At 66.4% G+C, this 25,399-nt stretch carries 17 protein-coding genes and 1 pseudogene; 9 read left to right on the plus strand and 9 right to left on the minus strand.

The genetic code is table 11. The features are described 5' to 3' along the window. Positions 1–29 precede the first annotated feature (29 nt). Positions 30–3,275 (minus strand): Rne/Rng family ribonuclease, encoded by a 3,246-nt coding sequence (locus tag QW863_RS01650; RefSeq protein ID WP_409977875.1) that lies wholly within the window; start codon positions 3,273–3,275, stop codon positions 30–32. Between the two features lie 805 nt (positions 3,276–4,080). Between QW863_RS01650 and QW863_RS01665 the strand changes: the two genes are divergently transcribed. The 5 genes and pseudogenes from QW863_RS01665 to QW863_RS01685 all read left to right on the plus strand — a co-directional run bounded on the left by QW863_RS01665 (position 4,081) and on the right by QW863_RS01685 (position 11,279). Then, positions 4,081–5,403 carry an N-acetylmuramoyl-L-alanine amidase gene (locus QW863_RS01665; RefSeq protein ID WP_315712634.1) on the plus strand — a complete coding sequence of 441 codons (1,323 nt, stop codon included), beginning with the start codon at positions 4,081–4,083 and terminating at the stop codon, positions 5,401–5,403. Positions 5,404–5,633: 230 nt separating this feature from the next. Beyond that, on the plus strand, positions 5,634–8,141 hold the full coding sequence (locus QW863_RS01670) for a penicillin-binding protein 1A (protein ID WP_315712186.1): 2,508 nt from the start codon (positions 5,634–5,636) through the stop codon (positions 8,139–8,141). Between the two features lie 117 nt (positions 8,142–8,258). Next, a protein-coding gene (gene prfB / locus QW863_RS01675) for a peptide chain release factor 2 (RefSeq protein WP_315712184.1) occupies positions 8,259–9,393 on the plus strand; the annotation gives its coding sequence in 2 pieces (ribosomal slippage) (positions 8,259–8,327 and positions 8,329–9,393; 1,134 coding nt in all). Beyond that, a pseudogene (locus QW863_RS01680) lies at positions 9,372–10,277 on the plus strand (NAD(P)-dependent oxidoreductase); the annotation flags it as partial. The gene prfB and the pseudogene QW863_RS01680, both read left to right, overlap by 22 nt. Before the next feature lie 57 nt (positions 10,278–10,334). Continuing rightward, positions 10,335–11,279: a DMT family transporter gene (locus QW863_RS01685; RefSeq protein ID WP_315712183.1), complete on the plus strand. Its 945-nt coding sequence runs from the start codon at positions 10,335–10,337 to the stop codon at positions 11,277–11,279. Between the two features lie 15 nt (positions 11,280–11,294). Here QW863_RS01685 and upp read toward each other — a convergent pair whose 3' ends face one another. Both upp and QW863_RS01695 read right to left on the minus strand, forming a co-directional pair. Further along, positions 11,295–11,930 (minus strand): uracil phosphoribosyltransferase, encoded by a 636-nt coding sequence (gene upp, locus QW863_RS01690; RefSeq protein ID WP_315712182.1) that lies wholly within the window; start codon positions 11,928–11,930, stop codon positions 11,295–11,297. A gap of 53 nt (positions 11,931–11,983) precedes the next feature. After that, entirely contained in the window at positions 11,984–13,711 is a 1,728-nt protein-coding gene (locus QW863_RS01695) for a cation:proton antiporter (RefSeq protein ID WP_315712180.1), read from the minus strand. Between the two features lie 25 nt (positions 13,712–13,736). Here QW863_RS01695 and QW863_RS01700 point away from each other — a divergent pair, with 25 nt between their 5' ends. Beyond that, positions 13,737–14,291 (plus strand): DUF3124 domain-containing protein, encoded by a 555-nt coding sequence (locus tag QW863_RS01700; protein WP_315712178.1) that lies wholly within the window; start codon positions 13,737–13,739, stop codon positions 14,289–14,291. Between the two features lie 12 nt (positions 14,292–14,303). Here QW863_RS01700 and QW863_RS01705 read toward each other — a convergent pair whose 3' ends face one another. From QW863_RS01705 to QW863_RS01725, 5 genes are all read right to left on the minus strand, one after another. Next, a complete protein-coding gene (locus QW863_RS01705; RefSeq protein ID WP_315712176.1) occupies positions 14,304–16,454 on the minus strand; it encodes a methyl-accepting chemotaxis protein in 2,151 nt (716 codons plus the stop codon). A 791-nt stretch (positions 16,455–17,245) separates the two neighbouring features. Next, the gene (locus tag QW863_RS01710; RefSeq protein ID WP_315712174.1) at positions 17,246–17,680 is read right to left on the minus strand and encodes a GlcG/HbpS family heme-binding protein; all 435 of its coding nucleotides are present in this window, start codon (positions 17,678–17,680) and stop codon (positions 17,246–17,248) included. 35 nt (positions 17,681–17,715) lie between these two features. Then, a complete protein-coding gene (locus tag QW863_RS01715) occupies positions 17,716–18,375 on the minus strand; it encodes a glutathione S-transferase family protein (RefSeq protein ID WP_315712173.1) in 660 nt (219 codons plus the stop codon). Between the two features lie 114 nt (positions 18,376–18,489). After that, positions 18,490–19,959, minus strand: coding sequence for a carotenoid oxygenase family protein (locus QW863_RS01720; RefSeq protein ID WP_315712171.1), 1,470 nt, complete (start codon positions 19,957–19,959; stop codon positions 18,490–18,492). Positions 19,960–19,984: 25 nt separating this feature from the next. Next, complete coding sequence (locus QW863_RS01725; RefSeq protein ID WP_315712169.1) at positions 19,985–21,145, minus strand: MFS transporter; 1,161 nt, start codon at positions 21,143–21,145, stop codon at positions 19,985–19,987. A 185-nt stretch (positions 21,146–21,330) separates the two neighbouring features. Between QW863_RS01725 and QW863_RS01730 the strand changes: the two genes are divergently transcribed. The 3 genes from QW863_RS01730 (at position 21,331) to QW863_RS01740 (ending at position 23,884) form a co-directional block, all read left to right on the plus strand. Then, on the plus strand, positions 21,331–22,278 hold the full coding sequence (locus QW863_RS01730; protein ID WP_315712168.1) for a LysR family transcriptional regulator: 948 nt from the start codon (positions 21,331–21,333) through the stop codon (positions 22,276–22,278). Between the two features lie 14 nt (positions 22,279–22,292). Continuing rightward, a complete protein-coding gene (locus tag QW863_RS01735; protein WP_315712167.1) occupies positions 22,293–22,484 on the plus strand; it encodes a hypothetical protein in 192 nt (63 codons plus the stop codon). 164 nt (positions 22,485–22,648) lie between these two features. Beyond that, positions 22,649–23,884 (plus strand): LysM peptidoglycan-binding domain-containing protein, encoded by a 1,236-nt coding sequence (locus QW863_RS01740; protein WP_315712166.1) that lies wholly within the window; start codon positions 22,649–22,651, stop codon positions 23,882–23,884. A 63-nt stretch (positions 23,885–23,947) separates the two neighbouring features. On the opposite strand, the gene QW863_RS01745 is transcribed toward QW863_RS01740, so the two are convergent. Continuing rightward, the gene (locus tag QW863_RS01745) at positions 23,948–25,312 is read right to left on the minus strand and encodes a M23 family metallopeptidase (protein ID WP_315712165.1); all 1,365 of its coding nucleotides are present in this window, start codon (positions 25,310–25,312) and stop codon (positions 23,948–23,950) included. Positions 25,313–25,399 lie beyond the last annotated feature (87 nt).

Below are 25,399 nucleotides of genomic sequence, written 5' to 3' on the forward strand. Positions count from 1 at the left end.
TTTGCATTGAAGCGTCGGAGAGCGGGGGTTTACTGCCCGCCACCGAAACGGCGGGACCACCATCCGGCCCGGCGCGGGGCCGCAGGGGACGAGGAATCGGTGGCCGCCGGCTCGGTGGCAACCGGTTCGGACGCCGCGACGTCGACAGCAGGAGTGGGTGCGCTGCTCTCGGCGACGTTGACGGCTGAAACCGCGCCCTCCGGCCTCGGCTCGGTGAGGAAGCTGACCTTCTCGCGAACCGTCGAACGGCGTGGGGTCTTCTCGGATTCCGTCTTCGGAGCCTCGCTCTGCTGCACTTCGGGCTGCCCCGGAGCAGCCTGTGGCATTGGCACGGAGGCGTCAGCGACGGGCTCATCGGCCTCGGTTGCGGCCGACGCATGGACTGGCGCCGCGGGCTCTGCCGGCTCTTCCTCGTCGTGGTGGGGAGCGCCATTGCCGTCGAAATCGGCCACGGCGGCTTCTGCCTCCGATGCCGAAGCCGGCGCGAGCTCGTCGCCGATCGACGCGGCGAGACCTTCTTCCGCGCCACCGCGCCGACGGCGACCGCCGCGGCGTCCACGCCGGCGCGGACGCCGCTCGCCGCCAGGCTGATCCGTCTGCTCGCCTTGTGCGAACGCAGGCTGTTCCTCCGACTCGTCGTCTTCGCCGTCGGTATCCTCGGCTGACTGCTCGGCGGCAGAGCCGGGCTCGGCGGACTGCAGTCCGGCCGTTCCTTCTGGGAGCGCGCCCTCGCGGGCCTCGCTGCCGCGGCCACGCCGGCGCCGTCGCCGCTTGCGGCGCGCGCCGTCCCGCTCGCCTTCGGCTGCGCTGCCGTCGGCTGCGTCCTCGGACAGGCCTTCGGTCTCCTCGGTCTCGACCTCGGATTCCGTCTCGATGTCGAACGGTTCTTCCTCGTCGTAGATTTCCTCGGCCGCCAGCGGCGGGGCAGAGGCCTGCGCGGCGAGCAGCGCCTTGGCGGCCTCGAGCGTGTGCACCTGCTCGCCCCGATCGATGATGAAGGATTGCTGGCCGCTCACGCTCGGATCGGCGATGACGGCGAGCGAGACCTTGAAGCTGTTCTCGAGGTCACGCAGATGGCCGCGCTTGTGATTGAGCACGTAGAGCGCCACCTCGGTGCGGGTGCGGACCACGAGATTGTGGGTGGCGCCCTTCATCAGCGTCTCTTCGAGGCTGCGCAGCAGTTGCAGCGCCACCGAGGACACCGAGCGCACGTGACCGGTGCCGCCGCAATGCGCGCACGGCTCGGTCGAGCTTTCGAGCACGCTGGCCCGGATGCGCTGCCGCGACATCTCCAGAAGGCCGAAATGCGAGATCCGGCCGACCTGGATGCGCGCGCGATCCTGCCGTAGGCAGTCCGACAGCTTGCGTTCCACGGAGCGGTTGTTGCGCTTCTCGTCCATGTCGATGAAGTCGATGACGATCAGCCCGGCCAGGTCGCGCAAACGGAGCTGCCGCGCCACTTCCTCGGCCGCCTCCATATTGGTCTTGAGCGCGGTGTCCTCGATGTGATGCTCGCGCGTGGCGCGGCCGGAGTTCACGTCGATCGAGACCAGCGCCTCGGTCTGGTTGAGCACGATATAGCCGCCTGAGCGCAGCTGCACGGTCGGCGAGAACATCGCGTCGAGCTGGCTCTCGACGCCCATCCGGGAGAACAGCGGCTGGCCGTCGCGATACTGCTTCACCGCCCGGACATTGGTCGGCATCAGCATCTTCATGAAATCGTGCGCCTCGCGGTAGCCGTCTTCGCCGGCCACGAGGATCTCGTCGATCTCCTTGTTGTAGAGGTCGCGCAGCGAGCGCTTGATCAGCGAGCCTTCCTCATACACGAGGGTCGGGGCCTGCGACTTCAGGGTCATGTCGCGGACCGTTTCCCAGAGACGCAGCAGATATTCGAAGTCGCGCTTGATCTCGGGCTTGGTGCGGTTGGCGCCGGCGGTGCGCAGGATCACGCCCATGCCCTCGGGCACGTCGAGGTCCTGCACCACTTCCTTCAGGCGCGAGCGGTCCTGCGCCGAGGTGATCTTGCGGCTGATGCCGCCACCGCGCGCCGTGTTGGGCATCAGCACGGCATAGCGGCCGGCCAGCGACAGATAGGTCGTCAGCGCCGCGCCCTTGTTGCCGCGCTCCTCCTTCACGACCTGCACCAGCATCACCTGGCGGCGCTTGATGACTTCCTGGATCTTGTACTGCCGGCGCGGACGGAAGGTGCGCTCCGGCACTTCCTCCAGCACGTCATCGCCGCCGACGGATTCGACGTGCTCTTCCTCGATCTCCTCGCCGTCGTCCTCGTCGTCCTCATGGTCGCCGGACGCGGTGTCGGAGCCGTTCTCGTCGCCGGGCACGATGGTGACGCCGTGATCAGCATGTTCGCCCACGGCAGCGACGTCATCGTCGTCGTGCTCATCGTGATCATGCTCATGATGGTCGTATTCGTGATGTTCGTGCTCATCATGCTCGTGCTCGCCGTCATGATGCTCGTCGTGACCGTGATGCTCATGGTCATGCTCGTCGTCGTGCTCGTCTGCCGCGACAGCCGGGCTGGCCGCCTCGGCAGCGTGCGAGTCGCCGGTCTGCGGGCTCGCGGCCTCCGCAGCTTCGCCGGCGGGCTGCTCGGTAGCAGCGTCATGGTCCTGCGCGGCAACGGCATCAGGCTGACGGTCGGCATGCTCGCGCGATTCGTCGGCTGCGCCCTGCCGAGCTTCGCCCGAGGCGTCCCGACCTTGAGCCTCGACCGGGCCTTCGGAGAAGCCCTGCGCCTCGCTGGGAGCGGTCGCGTCGGCGTGCGGCTGATCGTCCTGCGCGTAGGCGTGGTGGTCTTGCGCCTCGTGGTCGGCCTCGTGCCCTTCGGTCGGGGCAGGGAGGCCCGCCTCGGCGGCCTCGACGATCTCGCTCTGGACCCGTTCGCCGCTGCCGCGGCGCCGTGAACTGCGGTGCCGGTTGCGGCGGCGGTTGGAGCGGTTCTCGCTTTCCTCTTCGGCTTCGCGGTGCGCGCGCTCCTCGGCCTCGATCAGAGCCTGCCGGTCGGCGACCGGGATCTGATAGTAGTCCGGATGGATTTCGCTGAAGGCCAGGAAGCCGTGGCGGTTGCCGCCATACTCGACGAAGGCGGCCTGCAGCGAGGGCTCGACCCGGGTAACCTTGGCCAGGTAGATGTTGCCGCGGAGCTGCTTGCGTTGGGCCGTTTCGAAATCAAATTCCTCGACGCGGTTGCCGCGGACGACAACGACCCGGGTCTCTTCCGGGTGGGTAGCATCGATCAACATCTTGTTGGGCATATTGGAACTCTTGGAGGCGACGGGCGCGATTGGCCGCGAGCGCGTGGCGCGCTGTCGGATGACGCGACGGTCCACCTGATTCGGGGGTGAGGGGAAGGCCTAAACGCAGCTGGTCGCGCCGCGCCAACCCTGATGCCGGCGGGGCGATTGGCCGGACGGGGGTCTGGCCCCGCATCGGCGCGGATCGTCCGCTGGTCATGGTTGGCAACTCAGTCTGGCGCATCAAGCGTCGGCCCGTCTGGAATATGTGGGCGGCAGCGGGTGCCGCCTTCTCTGTTGCCGAAGGCCAGATTGCGCCGAAACGCTTGCCTGGATCGAATACCCACCCTGTCACGGGTGCGGTATCAGGCTATACCGTGTCTGACCTGGTGCCCGGGCGGTCTCTGCGAGGAGGCGCCCTGACAGGCGCCACTCGGCTCGTGACCGGCTCTCCGTTGCGGCCGCGCGGGATCGCGCAGGCTTTGGTGGAGCGTCGGAAAGGCGCTGGACTCTTCGCAACGACCGAGGACCCGATATCGAGCACCCCGATCACGAAGCTTCCGGCGTTTCACCGGAGGTTGAACGCGACACAACCGGCAGTAAGGATTAGCCTTCAGCCCTTCGTACATACGAGGAATGGTCAGGTCGCGCAAGCGAAGCGTCGCGGAACCGCAACAATCGGTGGCCTTTAACGAAAATGACAAAATTTGGCGGTTAACCCCTGGGATTGGTTGCGGTAAGACGATCCCGCGGAGGCATCGATTTGGCAATTGGCCGGGCGAATTACCTTTCCTTGCTGGGATGCGCGTCGCTGTGCGTCACGCAAATGTTATGTGCGGCGGTCATTCCGGCCCGCGCCCAGAGCGGGCCGGTCGGCCAGGTGCCGTCCGCCGTGGTCGGGCCCGGGTTCCCCATCGCCACCGATGCACGGGTCGCAGGCGATTCCCGACAGACCCGATTCGTGCTCGATCTCGACCGGACGGTGCCGTTTCGAACCTTCCTGCTCAGCGAACCCTATCGCGTCGTCGTCGACCTGCCCCAGGTCAGCTTTCATCTGCCCACTGGAGCCGGGACCAGCGGCCGTGGTTTGGTGAAGGCGTTCCGCTATGGGATGGTGATGCCCGGTGGGTCCCGCATCGTCTTCGATCTCACCGGCCCGGCTCGAATCGCCAACTCCACGGTGCTGGATGCCGCCAACGGTCAGCCGCCGCGGCTGGTGCTTGAGCTGGAGGAGGTCGACGAGGCGACCTTCGCCCGCGCCATCGGCAGCGACAGCCGTCTTGCGCCCAGGCCTGCCGATTCGGGTTCCGCGACGGCGTCGGTCGCGGTCGCAGGAAACCCTGCGCCGGCAGTCCGGCCGCCGCCGACGACGGTCGCCATCGCCCCCCCTCCGACGGATGGTCCGCCGGACACCCGGCCCGTGGTCGTGATCGACCCCGGTCATGGTGGTATCGACTACGGCACCCAGGGCGGCGAGGTGCCGGAGAAGAATCTGGTGCTCGCCTTCGGCCAGGCGCTGCGCGACCGGCTGGAACGGTCGGGCAAGTTCCGCGTGATCATGACTCGCGACGACGACACCTTCATCCCGCTTGGAGACCGGGTCCGCATCGCCCAGAAGCAGTCGGCGGCTCTGTTCGTCTCCATCCACGCCGATGCGCTGCCGCGAGGTGAGGGCACTGCGCAGGGCGCGACCATCTATACGCTGTCCGACAAGGCGTCTGACGTCGAGGCGGAACGGCTGGCCGAGGCCGAGAACCGGGCCGACCAGATCGGCGGGGTCAATCTGACCGAGGAGCCGGCTGACGTCGCCGACATCCTGATCGATCTTGCCCGCCGGGAAACCCGCACGTTTTCCAACAGATTCGCCCGTGTGCTGATGAACGACATGAAGACGGCGGTGCATATGCATAAGCGCCCGCTGAAATCGGCCGGTTTCCGCGTGCTCAAGGCGCCCGACGTGCCATCCGTGCTGGTCGAACTCGGCTATGTCTCCAATAAGGGCGATATGGGGAACCTGGTCTCCGACGCATGGCGGTCGCGCACGGCGGACGCAATGGCGCGGGCGATCGATGCCTTTCTGGCCAAGCGCATCGCCAATGCGGGTCCCGAGAGGCCGGACAAGCCGGCGGCGGTGCGCGCAAAGCCCTAGTTTGGCCACAGCAACATCCGTATAAACGTGCTGCGAGGCACCCGGAATCAGTGAGGATTCCTTCTCGGCAGACTTGTGATAGGCTTGACCGCTGATAGGCTTGACCATGCGTTTCTCTGGCATGGGTCACGCGGCATTGCAGCCGACCGTGTGATTTTTGGCGGTAGCGCCTGTGGGTGCGCCGCGTCCGAGCCGAGAGACGAAACAAGAGTTGGAACGGATATTCGCCGATGCGCTTTCTGGTGCGGTTTTTGGGCTTCCTGTTCGCGGCCGGTACCGTCTTGTTCCTGGTCGGTGTGGCAGCAGCGGCCGGCCTGATCTGGCATTTTTCCAAGGACCTGCCTGACTACTCCCAGTTGCAGGATTATGAGCCGCCGGTGATGACGCGCGTGCACGCGGTCGACGGCTCGCTGGTCGGTGAATATGCCCGGGAGCGCCGGCTGTACCTGCCGATCCAGGCGGTTCCCAAGCTCGTGATCAACGCCTTCCTCGCCGCCGAGGACAAGAACTTCTACGAGCATGGCGGCATCGATTTCACCGGCATGGCGCGCGCCGCCGTGGTCTACGCGCAGAACTTCGGCTCGAATCGCCGTCCGCAGGGCGCCTCCACCATCACCCAGCAGGTCGCCAAGAACTTCCTGTTGACCAACGAGGTGTCGTTCGCCCGCAAGATCAAGGAAGCGCTGCTGGCGATGCGCATCGAGCGCACCTACTCGAAGGACAAGATTCTCGAGCTCTATCTCAACGAGATCTATCTCGGCTCCGGCGCCTACGGCATCGCCGCGGCGTCGCTGGTCTATTTCGACAAGTCGGTGAACGAGCTCACCGTGGCGGAGGCGTCCTATCTCGCCGCGCTGCCGAAGATGCCGGGCAGCCTGCATCCGATCCGCAATCGCGACCGCGCCATCGAGCGCCGCAACTACGTCGTCGATCGTCTGCTTGAGAACGGCTGGATCAAGCAGGCCGACGCCGACAAGGCGCGCAAGGATCCGCTGACGATCGCGAGCCGCAACACCGGCGCCCACATCTTTGCGGGTGAATATTTCGCCGAGGAAGTTCGCCGCGACATCTTCGAACGTTATGGCGAGAAGAAACTCTACGAAGGCGGCCTGTCCGTCCGGACGACGCTCGATCCGAAGATTCAGGTCATGGCGCGCAAGGCCATGGTCGCCGGACTCGTGAGGTACGACCAGGAGCAGGGCTATCGCGGGCCTGTCTCCAAGCTCGATACTTCGGGCGATTGGGGGGTGAAGCTCGCCGACATCAAATCGCTCTCGGACATCTCACCGTGGCGGATGGCCGTGGTGCTCGAGACCAGTGACCAGTCCGCCCGCATCGGCTTCCAGCCGCCGCGCGAACTCGGCGGCGCCGTCAGCAAGGAACGCCAGACTGGCCTGATCACGCTTGACGGCGTGAAATGGGCGCGGGCTGCGACGGCCAACGGCCGTGGCAAGGTGCCGACGTCGGTCGCCCAGGTGCTGCAGCCGGGCGACGTGATCTATGCCGATCCGCTGTACAAGGAAGGCAATCCGGTCGAAGGCCAGTATCGCCTCGAGCAACTGCCCGAAGTGTCCGGCGCGATGGTTGCCATGGACCCGAACACCGGCCGTGTGCTCGCTATGGTCGGCGGATTCTCCTTCGACCAGAGCCAGTTCAACCGGGCAACGCAGGCCTATCGGCAGCCCGGATCGTCATTCAAGCCGATCGTCTATTCTTCGGCGCTCGACAACGGCTATACGCCGTCGACCCAGGTCGTCGACGCACCAATCGAGATCGACCAGGGGCAGGGCGGGCAGGTCTGGCGCCCCGACAACTTCTCGAACGGCAAATATCTCGGGCCCACGACCTTGCGCAACGCGCTGCGTCTGTCGCTGAACACGGTGACCGTGCGTCTCGCGCAGGACGTCGGCATGCCCCTGATTTCCGAATACGCCAAGCGGTTCGGAGTCTATGACGAACTGCCGAATTACCTCTCCTACGCCCTCGGCGCCGGCGAAACCACGGCCATGCGCATGGTCACGGCCTATTCGATGATCGCCAATGGCGGCCGTCGGGTGAAGCCGACCTTGATCGACCGCATCCAGGACCGCTACGGCCACACCATCTTCAAGCATGATGCCCGCGAGTGCCGCGGCTGCGACGCACCGGACGGCTGGAAGAACCAGAGCGAGCCGCAGCTGGTCGACCGTCGGGAGCAGGTTCTGGATACGATGACGGCCTACCAGATCACCTCGATGCTCGAGGGCGTGGTGCAGGCGGGCACGGCGACCGTGCTGAAGGAGGTCGGCAAGCCGATCGCCGGCAAGACCGGCACCACCAACGAGGCCAAGGACGCCTGGTTCGTCGGCTTCTCGCCGGACCTCGCCGTCGCCATCTACATGGGTTACGACAAGCCCCGGCCGCTCGGTAGGGGTAATGCTGCGACCGGCGGTCATCTGGCCGCGCCGATCGCAAAAGACTTCATGAAGCTCGCGCTGGCCGACAAGCCGGCCACGCCCTTCAAGATCCCGGCCGGCATCAAGCTGGTCCGTGTCGATGCCAAGACCGGCATGCGCGCGAGCCCTGGCGATGGCGGCCGCACGATCATGGAAGCGTTCAAACCTGGTACGGCGCCGCCGGACAACTACTCGGTCATCGGTGTCGCCGACGCCGATGGACGCGTGATGCCGTCGCAGAGCGGCGGCCAGCCTGATGCTGGCAGCTTCATCATCCGTCCGGGTACCGGTAGCCTCTACTAGACCGGCGAAACTGTGCTGGTGCGGTGCAGAGCGATTGCGCTTTGCGCCGAGCGCCGTTACATCCCCCTGTGAGAGATGATGCTGCGGCGCTTCGAGCCGTGGCCTGAAGAGAGCGACATGCGCGCCGAAATCGAGAAAATCGTAGAAGAGATCAAGCAGTCGGTCGGGCTGCTGAGGAGGCATCTTTGACGTCGAGACATCGACGGCAAGGCTGGCCGAGCTGAACAAGCTCGCCGAAGACCCCAATCTCTGGAACGACCCCCAAAAAGCTCAGCGGCTGATGCAGGAGCGGACCTCGCTGGAGGATTCGCTCACCGGCATTGGCAAGGTCGAGCGTGAGCTCAGCGACAACATCGAGATGATCGAGCTTGGCGAGGCCGAGAACGATCCCGGTGTCGTCACCGAAGCCGAGAATGCGCTGAAGGAGCTGAAGAAGGAGGTCGCGCGGCGCGAGCTCGAGGCGCTCCTGTCCGGCGAGGCCGACAAGTTCGACACCTATCTCGAGGTCCATGCCGGCGCCGGCGGCACCGAGAGCCAGGACTGGGCGCAGATGCTGCTGCGCATGTACGCCCGATGGGCCGAGAAGCACGGTTTCAAGATCGAGTATCTCGAAGAATCATTGGGCGAAGAGGCCGGCATCAAGTCGGCGACCATCCAGATCTCCGGGCATAATGCCTATGGTTGGCTGAAGACTGAAGCTGGCGTGCATCGCTTGGTCCGAATCTCTCCGTTCGATTCGAATGCACGCCGCCACACCTCGTTCTCTTCGGTGCAGATCTTCCCGGTCATCGACGACAGCATCAAGATCGACATCAAGGAGTCCGATGTCCGCGTCGACACCATGCGGTCCGGTGGCGCCGGGGGCCAGCACGTCAACAAGACCGAATCGGCGGTGCGGCTGACGCACATCCCAACCGGCGTTGCCGTGGTCTGTCAGGCTGGCCGGTCACAGCACAAGAACCGCGCCCAGGCCTGGGACATGCTGCGCGCACGTCTCTATGAGATCGAGCTGAAGAAGCGCGAGGAGAAAGCGGCGGCCGACCAGGCGGCCAAGACCGAGATCGGTTGGGGCCACCAGATCCGCTCCTACGTGCTGCAGCCGTATCAGATGGTGAAGGATCTGCGCACGGGCGTGCAGACGTCCGACACCGCCGGCGTGCTCGACGGCGATCTCGACGAGTTCATGGCGGCGACGCTGGCGCAGCGCGCGTTCGGCACGACGCCGGGCGCCGCGATCGAGGACGTCGATTGAGCGTGGCGCGCGTTGCCTTCATCGGGCTCGGGCGCATGGGCCATGGTATGGCCGGCCGTTATCTCGACGCAGGCTATTCCGTGGCGGTCTGGAATCGCAGCCGGGCGAAGGCGGAGGATCTGATCGCGCGCGGCGCGCGCTGGTCGACCTCGCCAGCTGATGCGGCAATCGATGCCGATGCGGTCGTTACGATGGTGGCTGATGACGACGCCTCGCGCGCGGTTTGGCTCGGGCCGGATGGCGCCGCGGCCACCATGCGGGTCGGCACGATCGCGATCGAATGCTCGACCGTATCGCGCGACCATGCGCTGCGCCTGTCGCGCGAGCTGGATGCGCGCGGCGTGACCTATCTCGACTGTCCGGTGACCGGGCTGCCCGACGCGGCCGCGAGCGGCAAGCTGACCTTGCTGGTCGGTGCCGACGCTGCCGATCTCGACCGCGCGCGGCCGTATCTGGAGCCGATCGGCTCGACGATTCGCCATTTCGGGCCCGTGGGCGCCGGGACAGTCTACAAGCTGATCAACAACCTGCTTGGCGCGATGCAGATCGCAGGTCTTGCGGAGGGGCTCGCAATCGCCGAGCAGGCCGGCCTCGACATGAAGCTCGTGCTGGAGGCGATCCAGAGCGGCGTCGCGGCGAGCCCCCAGGTTCTGCGCCACGCGCCGCGCATGATCGCGCGCAACTTCGCCGATGCAAGCTTCACCGCGGCGCTCCGTCACAAGGATGCAGCCTATGCGCTGCAGCTCGCCGAGCAGCTGCTTGGTGAGCGTCCCATCATGGCCCAGGCAGCCGTCGATGCCTATGCGCGGGCGAAGGCGGTGATGCCGGATGAGGACGAAGGCCGCATGATCGAGCTGGTGTCGCGGCCGAGATCCATGCCGTAGACACACCAACGGAAAGCGGGTGGACGGCGCGAGTCTTCGCCTGCAAGGCTCGCGCAGATGAAACAGCGGCTTGCGGCGATGACATCCCAGAACGAGAGCATGGACGCGCGGGACTGGTCGCTGCTCGGCCTGCTCTCGCTGCTGTGGAGCGGATCGTTCATCTTCAACGGCCTCGCCTTGAAGGAACTGCCCCCGCTGACGCTGGTGCTGCTACGCATCGTGCTGGCGGCGGCGATTCTGCTGCCGGTGGCGCGACTGCGCGGGCTCGGCTTTCCCAAGGGGGTTGTCGGCTGGCTGCCGTTCCTTGCCGTGGCGCTGTTCAACAATGTCGTGCCGTTCTGCCTGATCGTGATCGGCCAGACGTTCATCACCTCCGGCCTTGCTGCCGTCCTCAATGCGACGACGCCGCTGTTCACAATCGTGGTGATGGCCGCCGCGGGAGAGGAAAGGCTGTCGGCCCGGCGGGCAGCGGGTCTGGTCGTCGGCCTCGTCGGGGTCGTGATCCTGCGGGGCGGACCGGGGCTCGACGGCTCGGCAGGCGGCTACGGCATTCTGTTCGGTCTTGGCGCGTCGCTCAGCTACGGCATCGCCGCGCTGCTGGTGCGCCGCCATCTCGCCCATTCGCCGCCGCTTGCAACCGCCACCTTCCAGCTCTCGGCTTCCAGCGTGATGATGCTGGCCATCGCCGCTGTCGTCGACCAGCCCTGGCGTCTCCCGCTTCCCGGACTGCAGACCTGGGTCGCGGTCATAAGCCTTGCGGCGCTGTCGACGGCGTTCGCCTATATCGTGTTCTTCCAAATCCTGCGCCGGTCCGGGGCGACCAACGTGATGCTGGTGACGTTGTTGATCCCGTTGACGACGATCCTGCTCGGGTCGCTGGTGCTCGGCGAAAGCATCTCGTTGGGAGAGATCAGCGGCGCGCTGGTGATCGGGAGTGCGCTGCTGGTGATCGACGGTCGCATCTTCAGCGTCATTCGCCCTTCACCGCGACCGTCCTGCTGAACTGCACGCGCACGATCACTTCGTGCCGAACATCCGATCGCCGGCATCGCCCAGACCGGGCACGATGTAGGCGTGGTCATTCAGCTTCTCGTCGATCGCCGCGGTCCAGATCGGGATGTCCGGATGCTCCTTCTCGAACTTGGCGATGCCTTCCGGTGCCGCCAGCAGGCAGACGAAACGGATGTCGCGGGCGCCGCGCGTCTTGAGCAGCTCGGCAGCCGCGCAGGCGGAGTTGCCGGTCGCGAGCATCGGGTCCATCAGGATCACCGTGCGGTCGCTCAGGTCCTGCGGCGCCTTGAAGTAATACTCGACGGCCTGCAGCGTGTTGGGATCGCGGTAGAGCCCGATGTGGGCGATGCGCGCGGACGGCATCAGCGCCAGCATGCCGTCGAGGAAGCCGACGCCGGCGCGCAGGATTGGCGCAAGCGTCAGCTTCTTGCCGGCGATCTTCGGCGCCTTCATCGGCGCGATCGGCGTTTTGATGTCGACCAGCTCGAGCGGCAGGTCGCGCGTGACCTCGTAGGCCAGCAGCATGCCGATCTCGTTCAACAGCTCACGGAAGCCCTTGGTCGAGCGGTCACGCTCGCGCATCAAGGAGAGCTTGTGCTGGACCAGCGGGTGATCGACGACGTGAACGCTCGTGTTTGCCATGATTCAAGTCCAGCAGGATCGCAGGTTCTGTGGGAGATGGATGCGTGCCAGGCTCATGGCAGCACCTCGCGGCGGTCGGCGAGCATCGTCTCCGCCTGGCTGCGGCGCTCGGAGAGGAGCCCGGCGCTGACGTCCTGGATCAGGTTGAGCAGCACCTGCGCATCGCTGAGCCGCGGCACGGTCACGTAGTCGGCGCCGGCAGCGTAGAGGTCGTTGACGTCGGCGAGCAGGTCGGCGGTCGCGATGATCTTGGCCGTTGCATTGATGCTGCGGACATGGCGCACCAGCTTTTCGTTATTGGCACCCTTGAGCAGCGAATCCGGGATGCTCAGGATGATCAGCTCGGCCTGGCCCACCCCCGCATGAATCAGCGTGTCGACGTTGCTGATGTCGCCATAGGTCACCTGGATGCCGCGATCGGACAAGGTTCGGAAGACGACCGGGTTGAAATCGACCACGCCGATCTGCTCCAGCAGCGCTGGCTCGTTGCGCTCGATCTCGCTGAGCAGCGCGCTTGCCGTGCGGAAGAATCCGAGGAGAACGATCGGCCGTCCGGCGCCGTGTCCGCCCTCATGGCCGGCCTCGCCATCCTTGCTTGCATCGAGGTCGCGCAGACCGATCCGCTTGAGCAGCGGGATGCTTCGCCGCGCGATCGGATCGGAGCGTACGATGACGAAGGTCGAGAGCACGGCGAGCAGCACGAAAGCAAAGGACGCTGCGCTCGACGTGCCGTTCTTGAGGTGCCCGGCGGCGGCGCCGGTCTGGATCACCACCAGCGAGAATTCGCTGATCTGGGCGAGGTTGAGCGCCGGCAGCAGGCTGGCACGCAGGCCCTGCCGCATCATGTAGAGCGGTGTGAACGTCGTGAGCAGCCGGCTCGCCACCGTGAACAACGCGATCACCAGCGCCAGCCCCACCACGGACATCGTCGGGATCGGGATCGTCATGCCGAGCGCGACGAAGAACAGCGTGATGAAGAAATCGCGCAACGTCGTGACCTTGGCGGTGACGTCGAGCGCGTAGGGGAAGGTCGACAGCGAGACGCCCGCGACCAGCGAGCCCATCTCGCGCGACAGGTGCAGCCTTTCTGCGATCTCGCCGATCAGGAAGCACCAGGCCAGCGCGCCGAGCAGGATCAGCTCCGGGGTACGCGCGATGCGATGGAACACCGGCGGCAAGACGTAGCGGCTGAGGAGGAGGGCGATCGCGACCAGCGTGCCGGCCCGGGCGAACGACAGCAGGATCACGCTGACATGGAGGTCGTCGAGGCTCGGCTGCACCGCCAGGAACAGGATGGCGAACACGTCCTGCAGCACGAGCACGCCGAGCGTGATGCGGCCGGGCAGGGTGTCGAGCTCGCGCTTCTCGTACAGCACCTTGACGATGATGACGGTCGAGGACAGCGCGCAGGCGACGCAGAGATAGAGTGCGTCGTAGCTCTCGGCGCCCATCCGCATGCCGATCGCGACGAAGAACAGGATGCCGAGCGCGGCACCCCCGAGCAGTTGGACCCCACCGGCGATCAGAATCACCGGGCCGGCACGGATGATCTTCTTGAGGTCGATCTCGAGCCCGATCATGAACAGCATGAAGATCAGGCCGAGCTCGGAGATCACCGAAATCGACTCCTGGGACTTGACCCAGCCGGTGCCGAAGGGGCCAATGGCGAAGCCCGCGACCAGATAAGCGAGAATCGAGGGCTGGCGCCATCTGTGCGCCGCCAGTCCAAGCACCCACGCAAACAGGATGCAGAGCGTGATGTCGCCGATCAGTTCATGCATGAAGCAACCCCCGGGGCGGCAACTTATGTCGCGCCGCCGCGCAAGGAAACCCGCAATCTGTCACATCCGGACCGGCGCATTCGCGCTGCTGCTCATCGCGGCTGTTGCGGCCGGCGCGGCGCGGGCCGCCGACGACGTGACCACCGCTTTCGCGAGCTCGCTGACGCCCGTTCCGGCGGAGCCCGTCACGGTCACGGGCGCCGTCTATGTCCCCGTCTATTCCAGCGTCGCGATGACCCCGGGCCGGGTCCAGGCCGATTTCTCGGTGACGCTGAGCATCCACAACGCCTCCGAGCAGCGGCCGCTGATCGTCCGGCGCATCAACTACTACGATACGGCCGGCACGCTGGTGGAGGCGCATCTGCGCGAGCCCGTCGCCTTGAGGCCGTTCGCGACCGTCGAGATCTTCGTGCCCATCAAGGACACCCGCGGCGGCACCGGCGCCAACTTCGTCATCGACTGGGCCGCGACCGGTGAGATTGCCGAGCCCGTCGTCGAGGCGCTGATGGTCGGCGGCATCGGCGCCGGCCATTACGCCTTCATCAGTCAGGGCCGCCCGATCCGGCTGACCGGGCGGTGAGCGCGGGGCGGCTCAGGCCGCCCGCACGTTGCCGAGGAATCGGTCGACCTCCTGCCGCAGCCGGTCGCTCTCCTGCGACAGCGACTGCGCCGCCGACAGCACGTTGCCCGAAGCAGAGCCGGTCTGCGAGGCGCCGCGCTGGACGTCGACGATGTTGGCATTGACCTCGGCGGTGCCGCGCGACGCTTCCTGGATGTTGCGCGAGATCTCCTGCGTCGCCGCGCCCTGCTGCTCGACGGCGGCGGCGATGGTCGAGGAGATTTCCGACAGCCGCTCGATCGTCGTGCTGATCTCCCGGATCGCCGACACCGATTCCTGTGTCGCCGCCTGGATGCCCGAGATCTGCTGGGCGATCTCACCGGTGGCCTTCGAGGTCTGCTCGGCGAGCGCCTTGACCTCGGACGCGACCACGGCGAAGCCGCGGCCGGCATCGCCGGCGCGCGCCGCCTCGATGGTGGCGTTCAGCGCCAGCAGGTTGGTCTGGCCGGCGATGGTGTTGATCAGCTCGACCACGTCGCCGATCCTCGCGGCAGCCTTCGAGAGCTCGTTGACGCGGTCGTTGGTGGTGCGCGCCTGATCGACGGCGCCGTTGGCGATGCGCGCCGATTCCTGCACCTGGCGGCTGATCTCGGTCACCGACGAGGTCAGTTCCTCGGTGGCCGAGGCGACCGACTGCACGTTCGTCGCGGCCTGCTCGGACGCGGCGGCCACGGTGGTGGCGAGCTCCTGCGAGCGCGTCGCGGTCGAGGTCAGCGTGCCGGCGGACGTCTCGAGCTGCGACGAGGCCGAGGACACCGTCTGCACGATGCCGCCGATCGCGCTTTCGAATTCGCTGGCGAGCTTGTTCATTCCGGCCTTGCGCTTGACCTCGGCCGAGTGCTGCACGGCCTTCACTTCCTCGCTGTTGAAACGGACGATCGCCTGCACGGTCTGCAGGTTGCGCAGCGCCTCGCCGAGCTCGTCGTCGCGCTCCACCGGAATGCGGTTGTCGAGCTTGCCGGCGGTGATGTTCTGCATGGCGTCGTTGAGCACCTTGAGCGGCCGCAGCACCGCGCGGATGCTCTGCAGGCTGAACGTAGCGCCGATTCCGATACCGGCCAGGATCATCACAGAAATGATCGCGAGCACCACCAGATATTGTCTCTCGGCCTCCTCGTAGAGCGCCTTGCCTTCCTTCACCTGGATCTGAACAAGCTTGTCGAGCTCGTGCTTGGCGGCCTCGAACAGATCATGCCCCTTGGTGGCGATATGCTGGCTCGCCTCGTCGAACTTGCCCTGCTCGAGCAGAGCCAATCCCGGCCTGATGCCTTCCTCCAGATAGGCCTTGCGCTTGATCGCGAAGGCATCGGCGACGATCTTCTCCTCCGGCGTCAGGTAGCTCGCCATGTAGTCGGCCCAGACCTTGGTGATCCTGGCGCTGTTTCCGTCCACCAGCGCCCTGATGCCGTCGATCGGTTTTCCGGCCTTGCCGTTCGCCGCCGCAGACTGTTGCGACGACATGTTCTGCAAGGTGCGATCGTTGATCTCGAGCAATTGCGCCAGCGGGATCGTGCGATCCTCGTACAGCGACTTCATGGCGACGTTGGTGGAGCGGGTCGACAGCAGGCCGGCCGCGCCGATGATCAGCATGAACACGCCCAGCACCGCGGCCAAGGTCGTCAGGCGCGCCCTGAGCGTACCCGTGAAGAGCGACAGGCGGTCGAACACCGAGCGGCGGCGGATGACGCCCGCGCTGATCGCGTAGCCCTGCGCCTTGTTCTGATTCAACAGCCCGTAGACCTTCTCGGCCTCGGCGCGCTGCTCGGCCGGCAGCTTGGTGCGGATGGAGGTGTAGCCCGTGATCCGGCCGTTCTCGCGGATGGGGGATGCGCTCGCCAGTACCCAGTAGAAGTCACCGTTCTTGCGGCGGTTCTTGACGGCGCCGGCCCACGGCTTGCCTTGCTTCAGCGTGTCCCAGAGATTGGCGAATGCGGCCTCCGGCATGTCGGGGTGGCGGATGATGTTGTGCGGCTGGCCCATCAGCTCGTCGGGGGTGAAGCCGGCGGCATCGACGAACTGGTCGTTGAAGTAGGTCAGCTTGCCCTTCAGATCGGTGCGCGAGACGATCAGCGTCTCGTCGGTGATCGGGTATTCGTTGTGGGTGACAGGCAGATTTTTGCGCACGGTATGACTCCAAATTGTCCCACCTGCATGCGGACACTGGATGCAGAGTTTCAGATCACCGCCTAGAAGGCGCCGACTCCTTAAAAGTTGCGTAAAACCTAGGCACCGTACGACTACGCACTGCTCATAAAGGTTGCAATTTGTATGGAATGCTCGCTCTCGCGCGCAAGTATGTGATTCAGCGTGCAGAAAGAGCTCCCGCGGCGCGGTGCACCCGGGGTTTTCGGCAGCGCCCCCTCGACGCGAGGGTGCAGGGAATGCCGGGTGAAGGCCTCACCCATGGCCCGCCTGCGAGAAGAATGCAGGCGGCAGGTACCACAGGCAAAGCCGTAACCGGCATTCCCTGCGCGATGGTTTTAACAACTTATACGCGATCTCCCCGGGGACCGGCTTTCTTGCCCCCGTCATCCGCGCCAGCGCATCTGCACCGGCACGAACTTGGCGCCAGCATCGGGGCGCCAGGACCACGCGACTTCATCGTCCGCGACCGCCATGCCCGTCGTGCATCGCAGCCCGCGTCCACCGCATCCCGCCCCAACGTCCGTGACGACGCGTACGCCCCTCGCAGAGAGGGCAGGATGGGGGGATCATACATGATTTCTGGAAAAAAGAAATAACAAAATCGCGTGGGAGAATTCGGATGAGGGAGTTGCTGCTTGGCGTGATCCTCCCCTTCAGCCGAATGATGGCGCCCACCCGCGGTGGGGCCGGCCACGTCTTCGTGCTCCCGGCCAAGCGATGATCAGCCGCGTGGACCGTTTCGGCGGTCCGCTTGGCCGTTCTTCACCGGTTCACGCGCCGGGCGGCCCTTCCGTTCGAAAGCCCGCCGCGGCGATGCCGGCGATCGCGCAGGCTTCGTCATTGTCGCCGAGATCGCCGGAGATGCCGACGGCGCCGAGCACCTGCCTGTCCGGTCCGAGCACCAGGACGCCGCCGGGCGAGGCGACGAGGCGGCCGCCGGTCGTGGCTGATAGCATCGTGAAGAATGTCGGCATGTTGCCGGCGCGACGGCTCAGCTCGCGTGATCCGAAGCCCATGCCGAGCGAGCCGAAGGCCTTGCCGAAGGCGATGTCGAAGCGGACGATGCCGGCGCCGTCCTCGCGCTGATAGGCGATCAGGTGTCCGCCTGGATCGAGCACGGCGACCGCGAGCGGCGCGAGGTTCTTCGCACGCGCTTCGCGCAGCGCGGCGTCGATGATGATCACTGCGTCGGCGAGCATCAGCATGATGTGCGGTTCCTCATTCAATCTGCGATAGTGCCTCAGACGAACATCGCGAGGATGCCGAGAGGGTTCTCGGGCCGCGGAACGCGGAAACTGATCGTCTTCCAGTCCGCAGCGGCCGGCCGTTCCAGGCAGCGATCGAGCCAGCGGTCGACATGGGGCCATGGTGACATGTCGAGCGTGCCGAGCCGGGCCAGCGTCATGACGGCGGCGACATTCAGGTCGGCCACGGTGAAGCGGCCGCTGACGAGATAGGGCCTCTCGGTGAGATGCCGATCGAGGACCGCCAGCGGACGGCCGAGCTTGGTGAGCGCGATCCCGAGCTCGTCGGCATCGCGCTTGTCGGCATCGAACAGGACGCGATTGGCTGCGGCGAGAAGCAGGGGCTTCTCGATCTCGGTCACGACCCAGAAGCTCCACTGGGTGACGAGCGCGTCTTCTTCCAGGGTGGCCGGAGAAAGGTCGCTGCGGTAGCGGCGCGCCAAATGAAGGTTGATCGCGAGCGACTCGAACAGGCGGATCTCGTCGGAGACGAACGTGGGCACGCGTCCGTTGGGATTGATCTTCAGGAAGTCCGGCGTGTGGGTGCTGCCGTCGGTGAAGCCGGTCGGAACGTGCTCGAAGTCGAGCGCGAGCTCCTTCAGCATCCAGGCGCAGCGATGCGCGCGCGAGTGCATCGAGCCGTACAGACGTATCATGGTGTTTCCCCGGTTGTGACAGGCCTGCTGCGAGGCTCTTTGTCATTGGAGTGTTTGTCGTTCAGCGCGAGGCGCTGGCGGATCCGCGGCTGGCGCCTCCGGTGGCCGGATGCGTTAAAGGACGTCGGCGTGCACCCAGATGCCGTGGAAACCCTCGTGCACCCGGCACGGGAAGCGGATTGTCGCAATGGGGCCGGCCGACAGATTGCGTGCGTCGAGGATGACGAGATCGGTGCGGTTCTCCGCCCGCCGTCCGACGATGCTGAGCAGCCAGCCGTCGCCCTCGGCTGCGTGCGCGCTGCGGGGAACGAAGCATGGCTCCTCGGGCGAGCTCTCGGGGCCGGCGTAGTAGAAGTCGAGCTTGCCTGTCTCCTCGTCGAAATGTCCGAGGCAGGTGAAGGGCGGTCCCTTGGGGCCGAAGGGCAGCATCGGGCCGAGCTTGGGATTGTTGGTGCCGAACCAGAAGTGCCGGACGCGGGCCATCGCGAAGCGCTGGTCGATGACCGGCATCTCGCCGATGTGTCCGATGAAGCGCGAGATGTCGATGGCGCCAGATGCACTCGACAGATCGATCGTCCAACGTTCGCCGAAGGGCGGCAGCTCCTTGGCCTCGGGATCGCGGATGTCCGGGAACTGGCTGAGCCAGCCGGACTCCGTGACGAACTGGTCGAGCACCAGGCGGCTGCCGTGCTCCCAGGCGTTGAAGGTGTGGGTCTGCATCGCGAGCTTCGGCGCGGTGAACCAGCGGATGCCGGCCACGCCCTGCCAGCGCGGGATCACGGCGACATGGGTCTGCCTGTGGCTGTCCCAATGCCAATAGGGCTCGCCCTTCCTGACGCGATCCCAGTCGCAGACCATCGGGCAGATCACGAAGGCGATGTAGTTGCGTGATACCAGGAAGTCGTGGACCATCGAGCAGTAGGGCGCGGTAAAGCGCTCGGTGCGGGTGAACTCGCCGTCCGGCGCGATGGTGTAGAGCTCGATGTCATTGCTGGCCGTGCCCTCGCAATTATAGGCGAACGCGATGCACTCGCCGGTGAGCGGGTCCATCTTGGGATGGGCGGTGAAGGTGCGGCTCCGGAGCTGGCCGCCGAAATCGGTCTCGCCACGGGTCTCCAGCGTGACCGGATCGAGCTCGTAGGGGCGGCCGGATTCCTTCAGGGCATAGAGCTTGCCATGGTGCCACATCACCGAGGTGTTGGCGGTGTTGGCATCCTCGCCCGCCACCTCGGGTGAATCGGTGAACGGATTGCGATAGGCGCCGAACAGCGCCTTGCGCGCCTGCCGCTCGATCAGGAACTTGCGGGTGCGGACGTAGCGCATCGCCAGATCGGCATGACCGTTCTGGATGCGGACCATGTGCACCATGCCGTCGCCGTTGAGGAAGATGTCCTTGCCCAGCAGGGGCGGGTAGGTGTGGTCGGCGCTGTTGCGGTAGTAGACGCCTTCCAGCCCCGCCGGAATGCGGCCGATCACCTCGAGGTCGTGCACCTCGCCCTCGATCCGTACCGGAGCGGCATAGCCGGAGAACACGATATCCTGCGGAAACTCCAGGCCGTTGTGCTGCGTGACGTGCTTGTTCATGGGACTCTCCTTGGGGGCAGGGGGCTCAGGCGGAGCGCAGCATTGCCGGTGATGCGGCGGTGCGTGCCTTGAAGGTCAGCATCAGGACGACGGCGAGCGTGGATATCGTTCCGGCCACGTAGCTCAGGCCGCCGTAGCCCAGGCTCTCCACGATCGCGCCGGCGACGGCGGGTCCCGCGGCCGATCCGATCATCATCATCGCCGGTGTCGCCGCGACTGCGCGCCGGCTCGGGTCGATCTGCGACAGCAGTCCGAACAGGAACGTGTGGGTGAAGATCACGATCGAGACGTAGGGGATCGCAAAGGCCGCGTAGGTCGAGAAGCCCTGGGCATTGACGATCACGAAAGCCAGCATGGCCTGCAGCAGCGGGCCGGCAATGCCGATCGCGATCGGCGACAGGCGTCGTTGCAGGGCCGCCGCCAGCGCGCCGGGAAGCAGGTTGATGAAGCCGACGGCGATCAGCACCTTGGTGACGTCGTCCTGCGACAGCCCCTTGTGACGGCCGATGCGCTCCAGGAAGGAGAAAACGAGCGACTGGTTGAAGGCGAGGCAGATCACGACGGCGATGATCAGCCAGGCTCGGCCGGGCATCGCGTGCAGCATCTCACCGCCGGTCTCGGCGGCGGCGACGGAGCGCGGGAAGCCGAGAGAGGCCAGGAGCGCCGCGACCGCCATGCTGGCTGCGAACACCGCGAACAGCAGGCGCGGGCTGATCGCATGGATCAGGGCCGGCACGGTGGCGAAGAAGGCGACGCTGAAGACGGCGAGCGCGACATTGGCGAGGCCGAACAGGCGGTGCGGATTGTCGGTACGGCCCATCGTGCCGTGCGTCATCGACAAGGCGGCACCGGCTGCGAGGCCCGCGATGGCGTGGATGACCGGCAGGACCCAGAATGGCACCAGCTCTGGCGGCCTGCCCGCGAGATAGCCGAACGCCGCAGCGGCCACGACGAAGCCGCCGACCACGATGCTGCGCGCGTCGAGCCGCGTGAACGATCGCGCGGTCACCAGGCTCGCGAGCACGATGCCCGCCAGGAAGCTGGTGACGGTCGCACCCGCCTGCGCCGGCGACAGACCGTAGAATTCGATGAACGTTCCGACCCAGACCGGCAGCGCCACCAGGTCCAGCATGCCGGCTACGTGGCACGTGGCGAGCACGACTCCACCCGAGCTCGATCGGCTCATGTTTCCCTCCCCGTGAACGGACCAGTCGCGGGGGCCCCTTGGCCCGGGCTTTCGCGCCCTCTGCCGACGCTGGTCCGAGCACACGCTAGGTCGAACCCGTGATCCGGCAAAATCGATTGAATTGCGCATCGTCATCGATACGATCGATACCAAGTGACAAGTCCAGGGGAAGGGAGCGCGCTGCGATGCGGCTGGACAGGTTCGATCTCAATCTGCTGGTGGCGCTCGACGCGCTGCTCGACGAGCGCAACGTCACGCGGGCTGCGGATCGCCTCCGGCTCGGTCAATCCGCGACCAGCGCCGCGCTGGCGCGTCTGCGCGAGTTCTTCGAGGACGAGTTGTTGACCCAGGTCGGACGGCAGTTCGAGCTGACGCCGCTCGCCCAGGCGCTGGTCGAGCCGGTCAAGGACACGCTCGTTCGTGCGCGCGCCGCGATCAGCACGAGGCCGGACTTCGATCCCTCGACGATCAGCCGCACGTTCCGAATCTGTGCATCCGACTACGCGACCTATGTGCTGGTGTCGCGAGTGGCGATCGCGCTCGCGCAGCGCGCGAGCGGATTCCAGCTCGAGATCGCGCATCTGCCCAAGCATGTCGAGCAGGTGTTCGGGCTCGGCGACATCGACCTGCTGATATTGCCCGAGCAGTATGCATCACGGATAGCGCATCCGCAGACGCATCTGCTGTCGGACGATCATGTCTGCATGATGTGCCGGGAGCGGCCGTTGCGGCGTGGCAAGCTGTCCGAGGACGATTATTTCGCGGCCGATCACGTCAACGTCCGCCTCGGCGAAGCCGGCACCTTCTCGTTCGAGGAATTGTTCTTCCCGCGCGCCGGCCGGCCGCGAAAGATTGCCTGTACGGTCGATTCCTACTGCCTCCTGCCCAGGATGTTGTGCGGGACGGACCGGATCGCGACACTGCATCGGCTGCTCGCGCAGGATCTGGCGCTGCATTATCCCGTGAAGTTCGTCGGCTTCCCGTTCGAGATTCCGCGCCTGAACGAGTCCATGATCTGGCCCTCGTTCAGGGATCAGGACCCCAGCCACAAATTCCTGCGCCAGGTGTTCGCCGAATGCGCGGCGCAGATTGCGTCCGAAGGCCGGAGCAGGGCACGCGCGTCGCGCAAATGACCGGATGTTGTCTCGTGCCCGCGGTCGGCGACCATTCCGACCTGCTGCTCGGCGCGATCACGGTGAGGGATCTGGCCTTGCGCAAGGCGCTCAAGGATGTGCTGGTGCGGCTCAGCATCGGCGTCTCGCAGGACGAGGCGGCGCTGGAGCCGGGCGAGTTGTGGGAAGATTTGTCGCGCTTTGTCGATGCGCTCGGCGCGGCGTGAGCCGGTCGGGTCCGGGCGCGGCCGGGCCAGCCATGGGCGGCCTCGGCGGCCGGTATCCCGGAATTGTCCGGTGTCGTGCCCGCCCGGCTGCAATGGTGTTTCGCCGGACCGGATGGTATGGCTCGACACACGCGCGATCGACGCGACCAGCAATGGACCGAGGCATGATCATGAGCGGCAAGCCGGTGATCCGGATCATTCTTGGGGTCGCGGCCCTCATTGTCCTGGCGGCAGCGCTGGTCGTCGTGTTCGATCCCGCCCTGGTCCGTGACGTCCCGATCATCGGGCGGGACAAAACGGCCGCGAGCGGAGCGGCAATCCCGGCGGCCGAAGCGCCGGGGCAGTCCGCATCGGTTCCGACCGCCGAGCAAGCGCCGTCCGCCGCGGACCATGGTCGCGGCGCGAGCCCGCTTGCGACGATGCAGCAGCAGGCGAGTGGTCTTGCCGACGCGCTGGGCCCGCTGGTTCCACAGTCGGGCGCCGAAAGCGATGGTCCGGCGTTCGATGTCGTCAACGTCGCTCCTTCGGGTGACGCCGTCGTCGCCGGGCGCGCAGCGCCCGGCGCCACCGTGGAGCTGCTGCGCAACGGCGAGGTTCATGACCGCGTCGTTGCGGACCGGGCCGGACAGTTCGCCATGGTGCCGCCCCGTCTCCCTGCCGGAACCTACGATCTGACCCTGCGATCGAAGCTCGCCGACGGACACGAGGTGACGTCGAAGCAGAGCGTGGCGGTGAACGTCGAGGCCGGGCGGCAGCAGGCCACGGTGGCTCTGCTGTCGCCGGATGAGCCGACGCGCGTTCTGTCGAAGCCGGCCGGCGCGATCCCGCAGGCGCCGGCGGTGGACGCGGTGGATCACGAGACGAATGGCGTCCTGCGCGTCAACGGCCGGGCGCGTCCGGGCGCGACGGTGAGGCTTTATTTGAACGATCGCCTGATCTCATCGACGGTGGCGGGTGCCGACGGACGTCTCAGCATCGCGATCGGCAAGGACGTCAGCCGGGCGGGCAAAGACCGGATCAGGCTCGACGAGGTCGATCCGGCATCCGGCTCCGTCCAGGCGCGCGCCGAGGTCCCGTTGAGCCTGCCCGACGACGCGACGACTGCATCGCTGTCCTCGGTTGTTGCGGGGGCCGAGACGGCCAAGGCACGCGCGGCCGCTCAGTCCACGCTGGTCGCGGCTGCAGGCAACCCGCGTGAGGCGATCGTGCCCTCTGCCAGAGGCGAGCCGAAGATGACGACGGTCACGGTCGCCCGCGGCGATAGCTTGTGGCACATCAGCCGCCGCCTGCTTGGGGGCGGCACGCGCTACGCGGTCATCTACAAGGCAAACCGGGAGCAGATCCGAAGTCCCGATCTGATCTATCCGGGCCAGGTCTTCATGCTCCCGGCCAGGCGATAGGCCCGGCTGTGGAGCGCCCGCGCGGGACGCTGCACCGCACCAACTTGATGTGAGCTGATTGACCTAGCCCGCGCTCAGCCGGACGCCGGCGCGCAGGAATTTCTGCGGGTCGACGGCTTCGCCGTCGATGCGGGTCTCGTAGTGCAGATGCGGGCCGGTCGAGCGGCCGGTCGAGCCGACCTCGCCGATGATGTCGCCGATCTTCACATGCTGGCCGATCTTGACGTTGATCTCGGAGAGATGGCCGTAGCGGGTGGAGAGGCCGTTGCCGTGATCAACCTCGACCATGCGGCCGTAGCCGCCGGCCCAGCCGGCGTTGACCACCTTGCCGTTGGCGGTGACGCGGACCGGATCGCCGGTGGCGGCGCGGAAGTCGAGGCCGGTGTGCATGGCTGGGCGGCCGAGGAACGGATCGGAGCGCACGCCGAAGCCGGAGGTGAACTCGACCTCGCCGATCACCGGCTTGCGATAAGGCACCAGCGACAGCGTGCGGTTCATCTTCTCGACCTGGGCGCGGGTGATGCTGATGCGGTAGAGCTGGCGCTCGAACGGACCGGATTCGGCGCCGAGCTTGACCGGCACGAACGGGCCGCCCATGCCGCCCTTCGGTGCCGCGGCTTCGAGCTGACCCATGTCGAGGCCGAGATCGGTGATGACGCCGCGCATCCGGCGCAGCTTCGATTCCAGCGTCTCCTCGGCCGAGGACAGCATCGCGATCTGCCGCGCCTCGACCTGGTCGAGCGAGCGCGTCAGCCGCGTCAGCACGTTGTCGACGCCGGCGAGCTTGGTCGATGGGTTCGGCTGCGCGTTGGCCATCACGGGGCTGCGCGATTCGAGCCGGGCCTCGCGGTCCGGCGGCGCGGTGAAGATCACGGTGTCGCTGATCGGCGACGGCTTGGGCGTGGCTGGCGCCGACGGCGGCTCGATCGCGACAGGCGCGCGCGCCGGGGCGCGGATCGAGCCGGTGATGTCGGGCATGCTGCCGAGCGCGGTGGCGCGGCCTTCAAGCGCGCTCTGGCGCTTCAGGATCTGGTCGAGCTTCTGGTCGAATTGCTCCTGGTCGAGCAATTGCCGGCTGGTGGCGCGATCGACCTTGGCGCGTAGCTCGGCGATGCGGTCCTCATAGGCGTATTGCATCTCGGCCTGGCGCGCGATCAGCCGCGTCAGCACGTCGTCGCGAAACGCGAAATAGGTCGCGGTCGCCGCCGACCACAGCCCGAGCAGGCTGACGGTGCCGACCACGATCCAGAATACCACCGGGCCGATGCGCACCTGCTTGCCGGCATGCACCAGCGTGTAGTCGCTCTGCGACGCGGCCGCGACCGGCGCCGGATGGCTGACGGGGGCGCGCCGATGGTGATGGGCGTGCCCACGGTCATGAGAATGGTGCTGGGGATATTCGGCGTGATGGCCGGAACGATACGACATCGGCACTCCCGCGCCGGCCGGAGATCGTCGTTCCAGCGGCGTCATTTACGGGAGCGATTTGACCCCTGCATGGTTAATTTTCCGCCA

Source organism: Bradyrhizobium sp. SZCCHNR1017 (genome assembly GCF_032381375.1).
GTDB lineage: Bacteria > Pseudomonadota > Alphaproteobacteria > Rhizobiales > Xanthobacteraceae > Bradyrhizobium.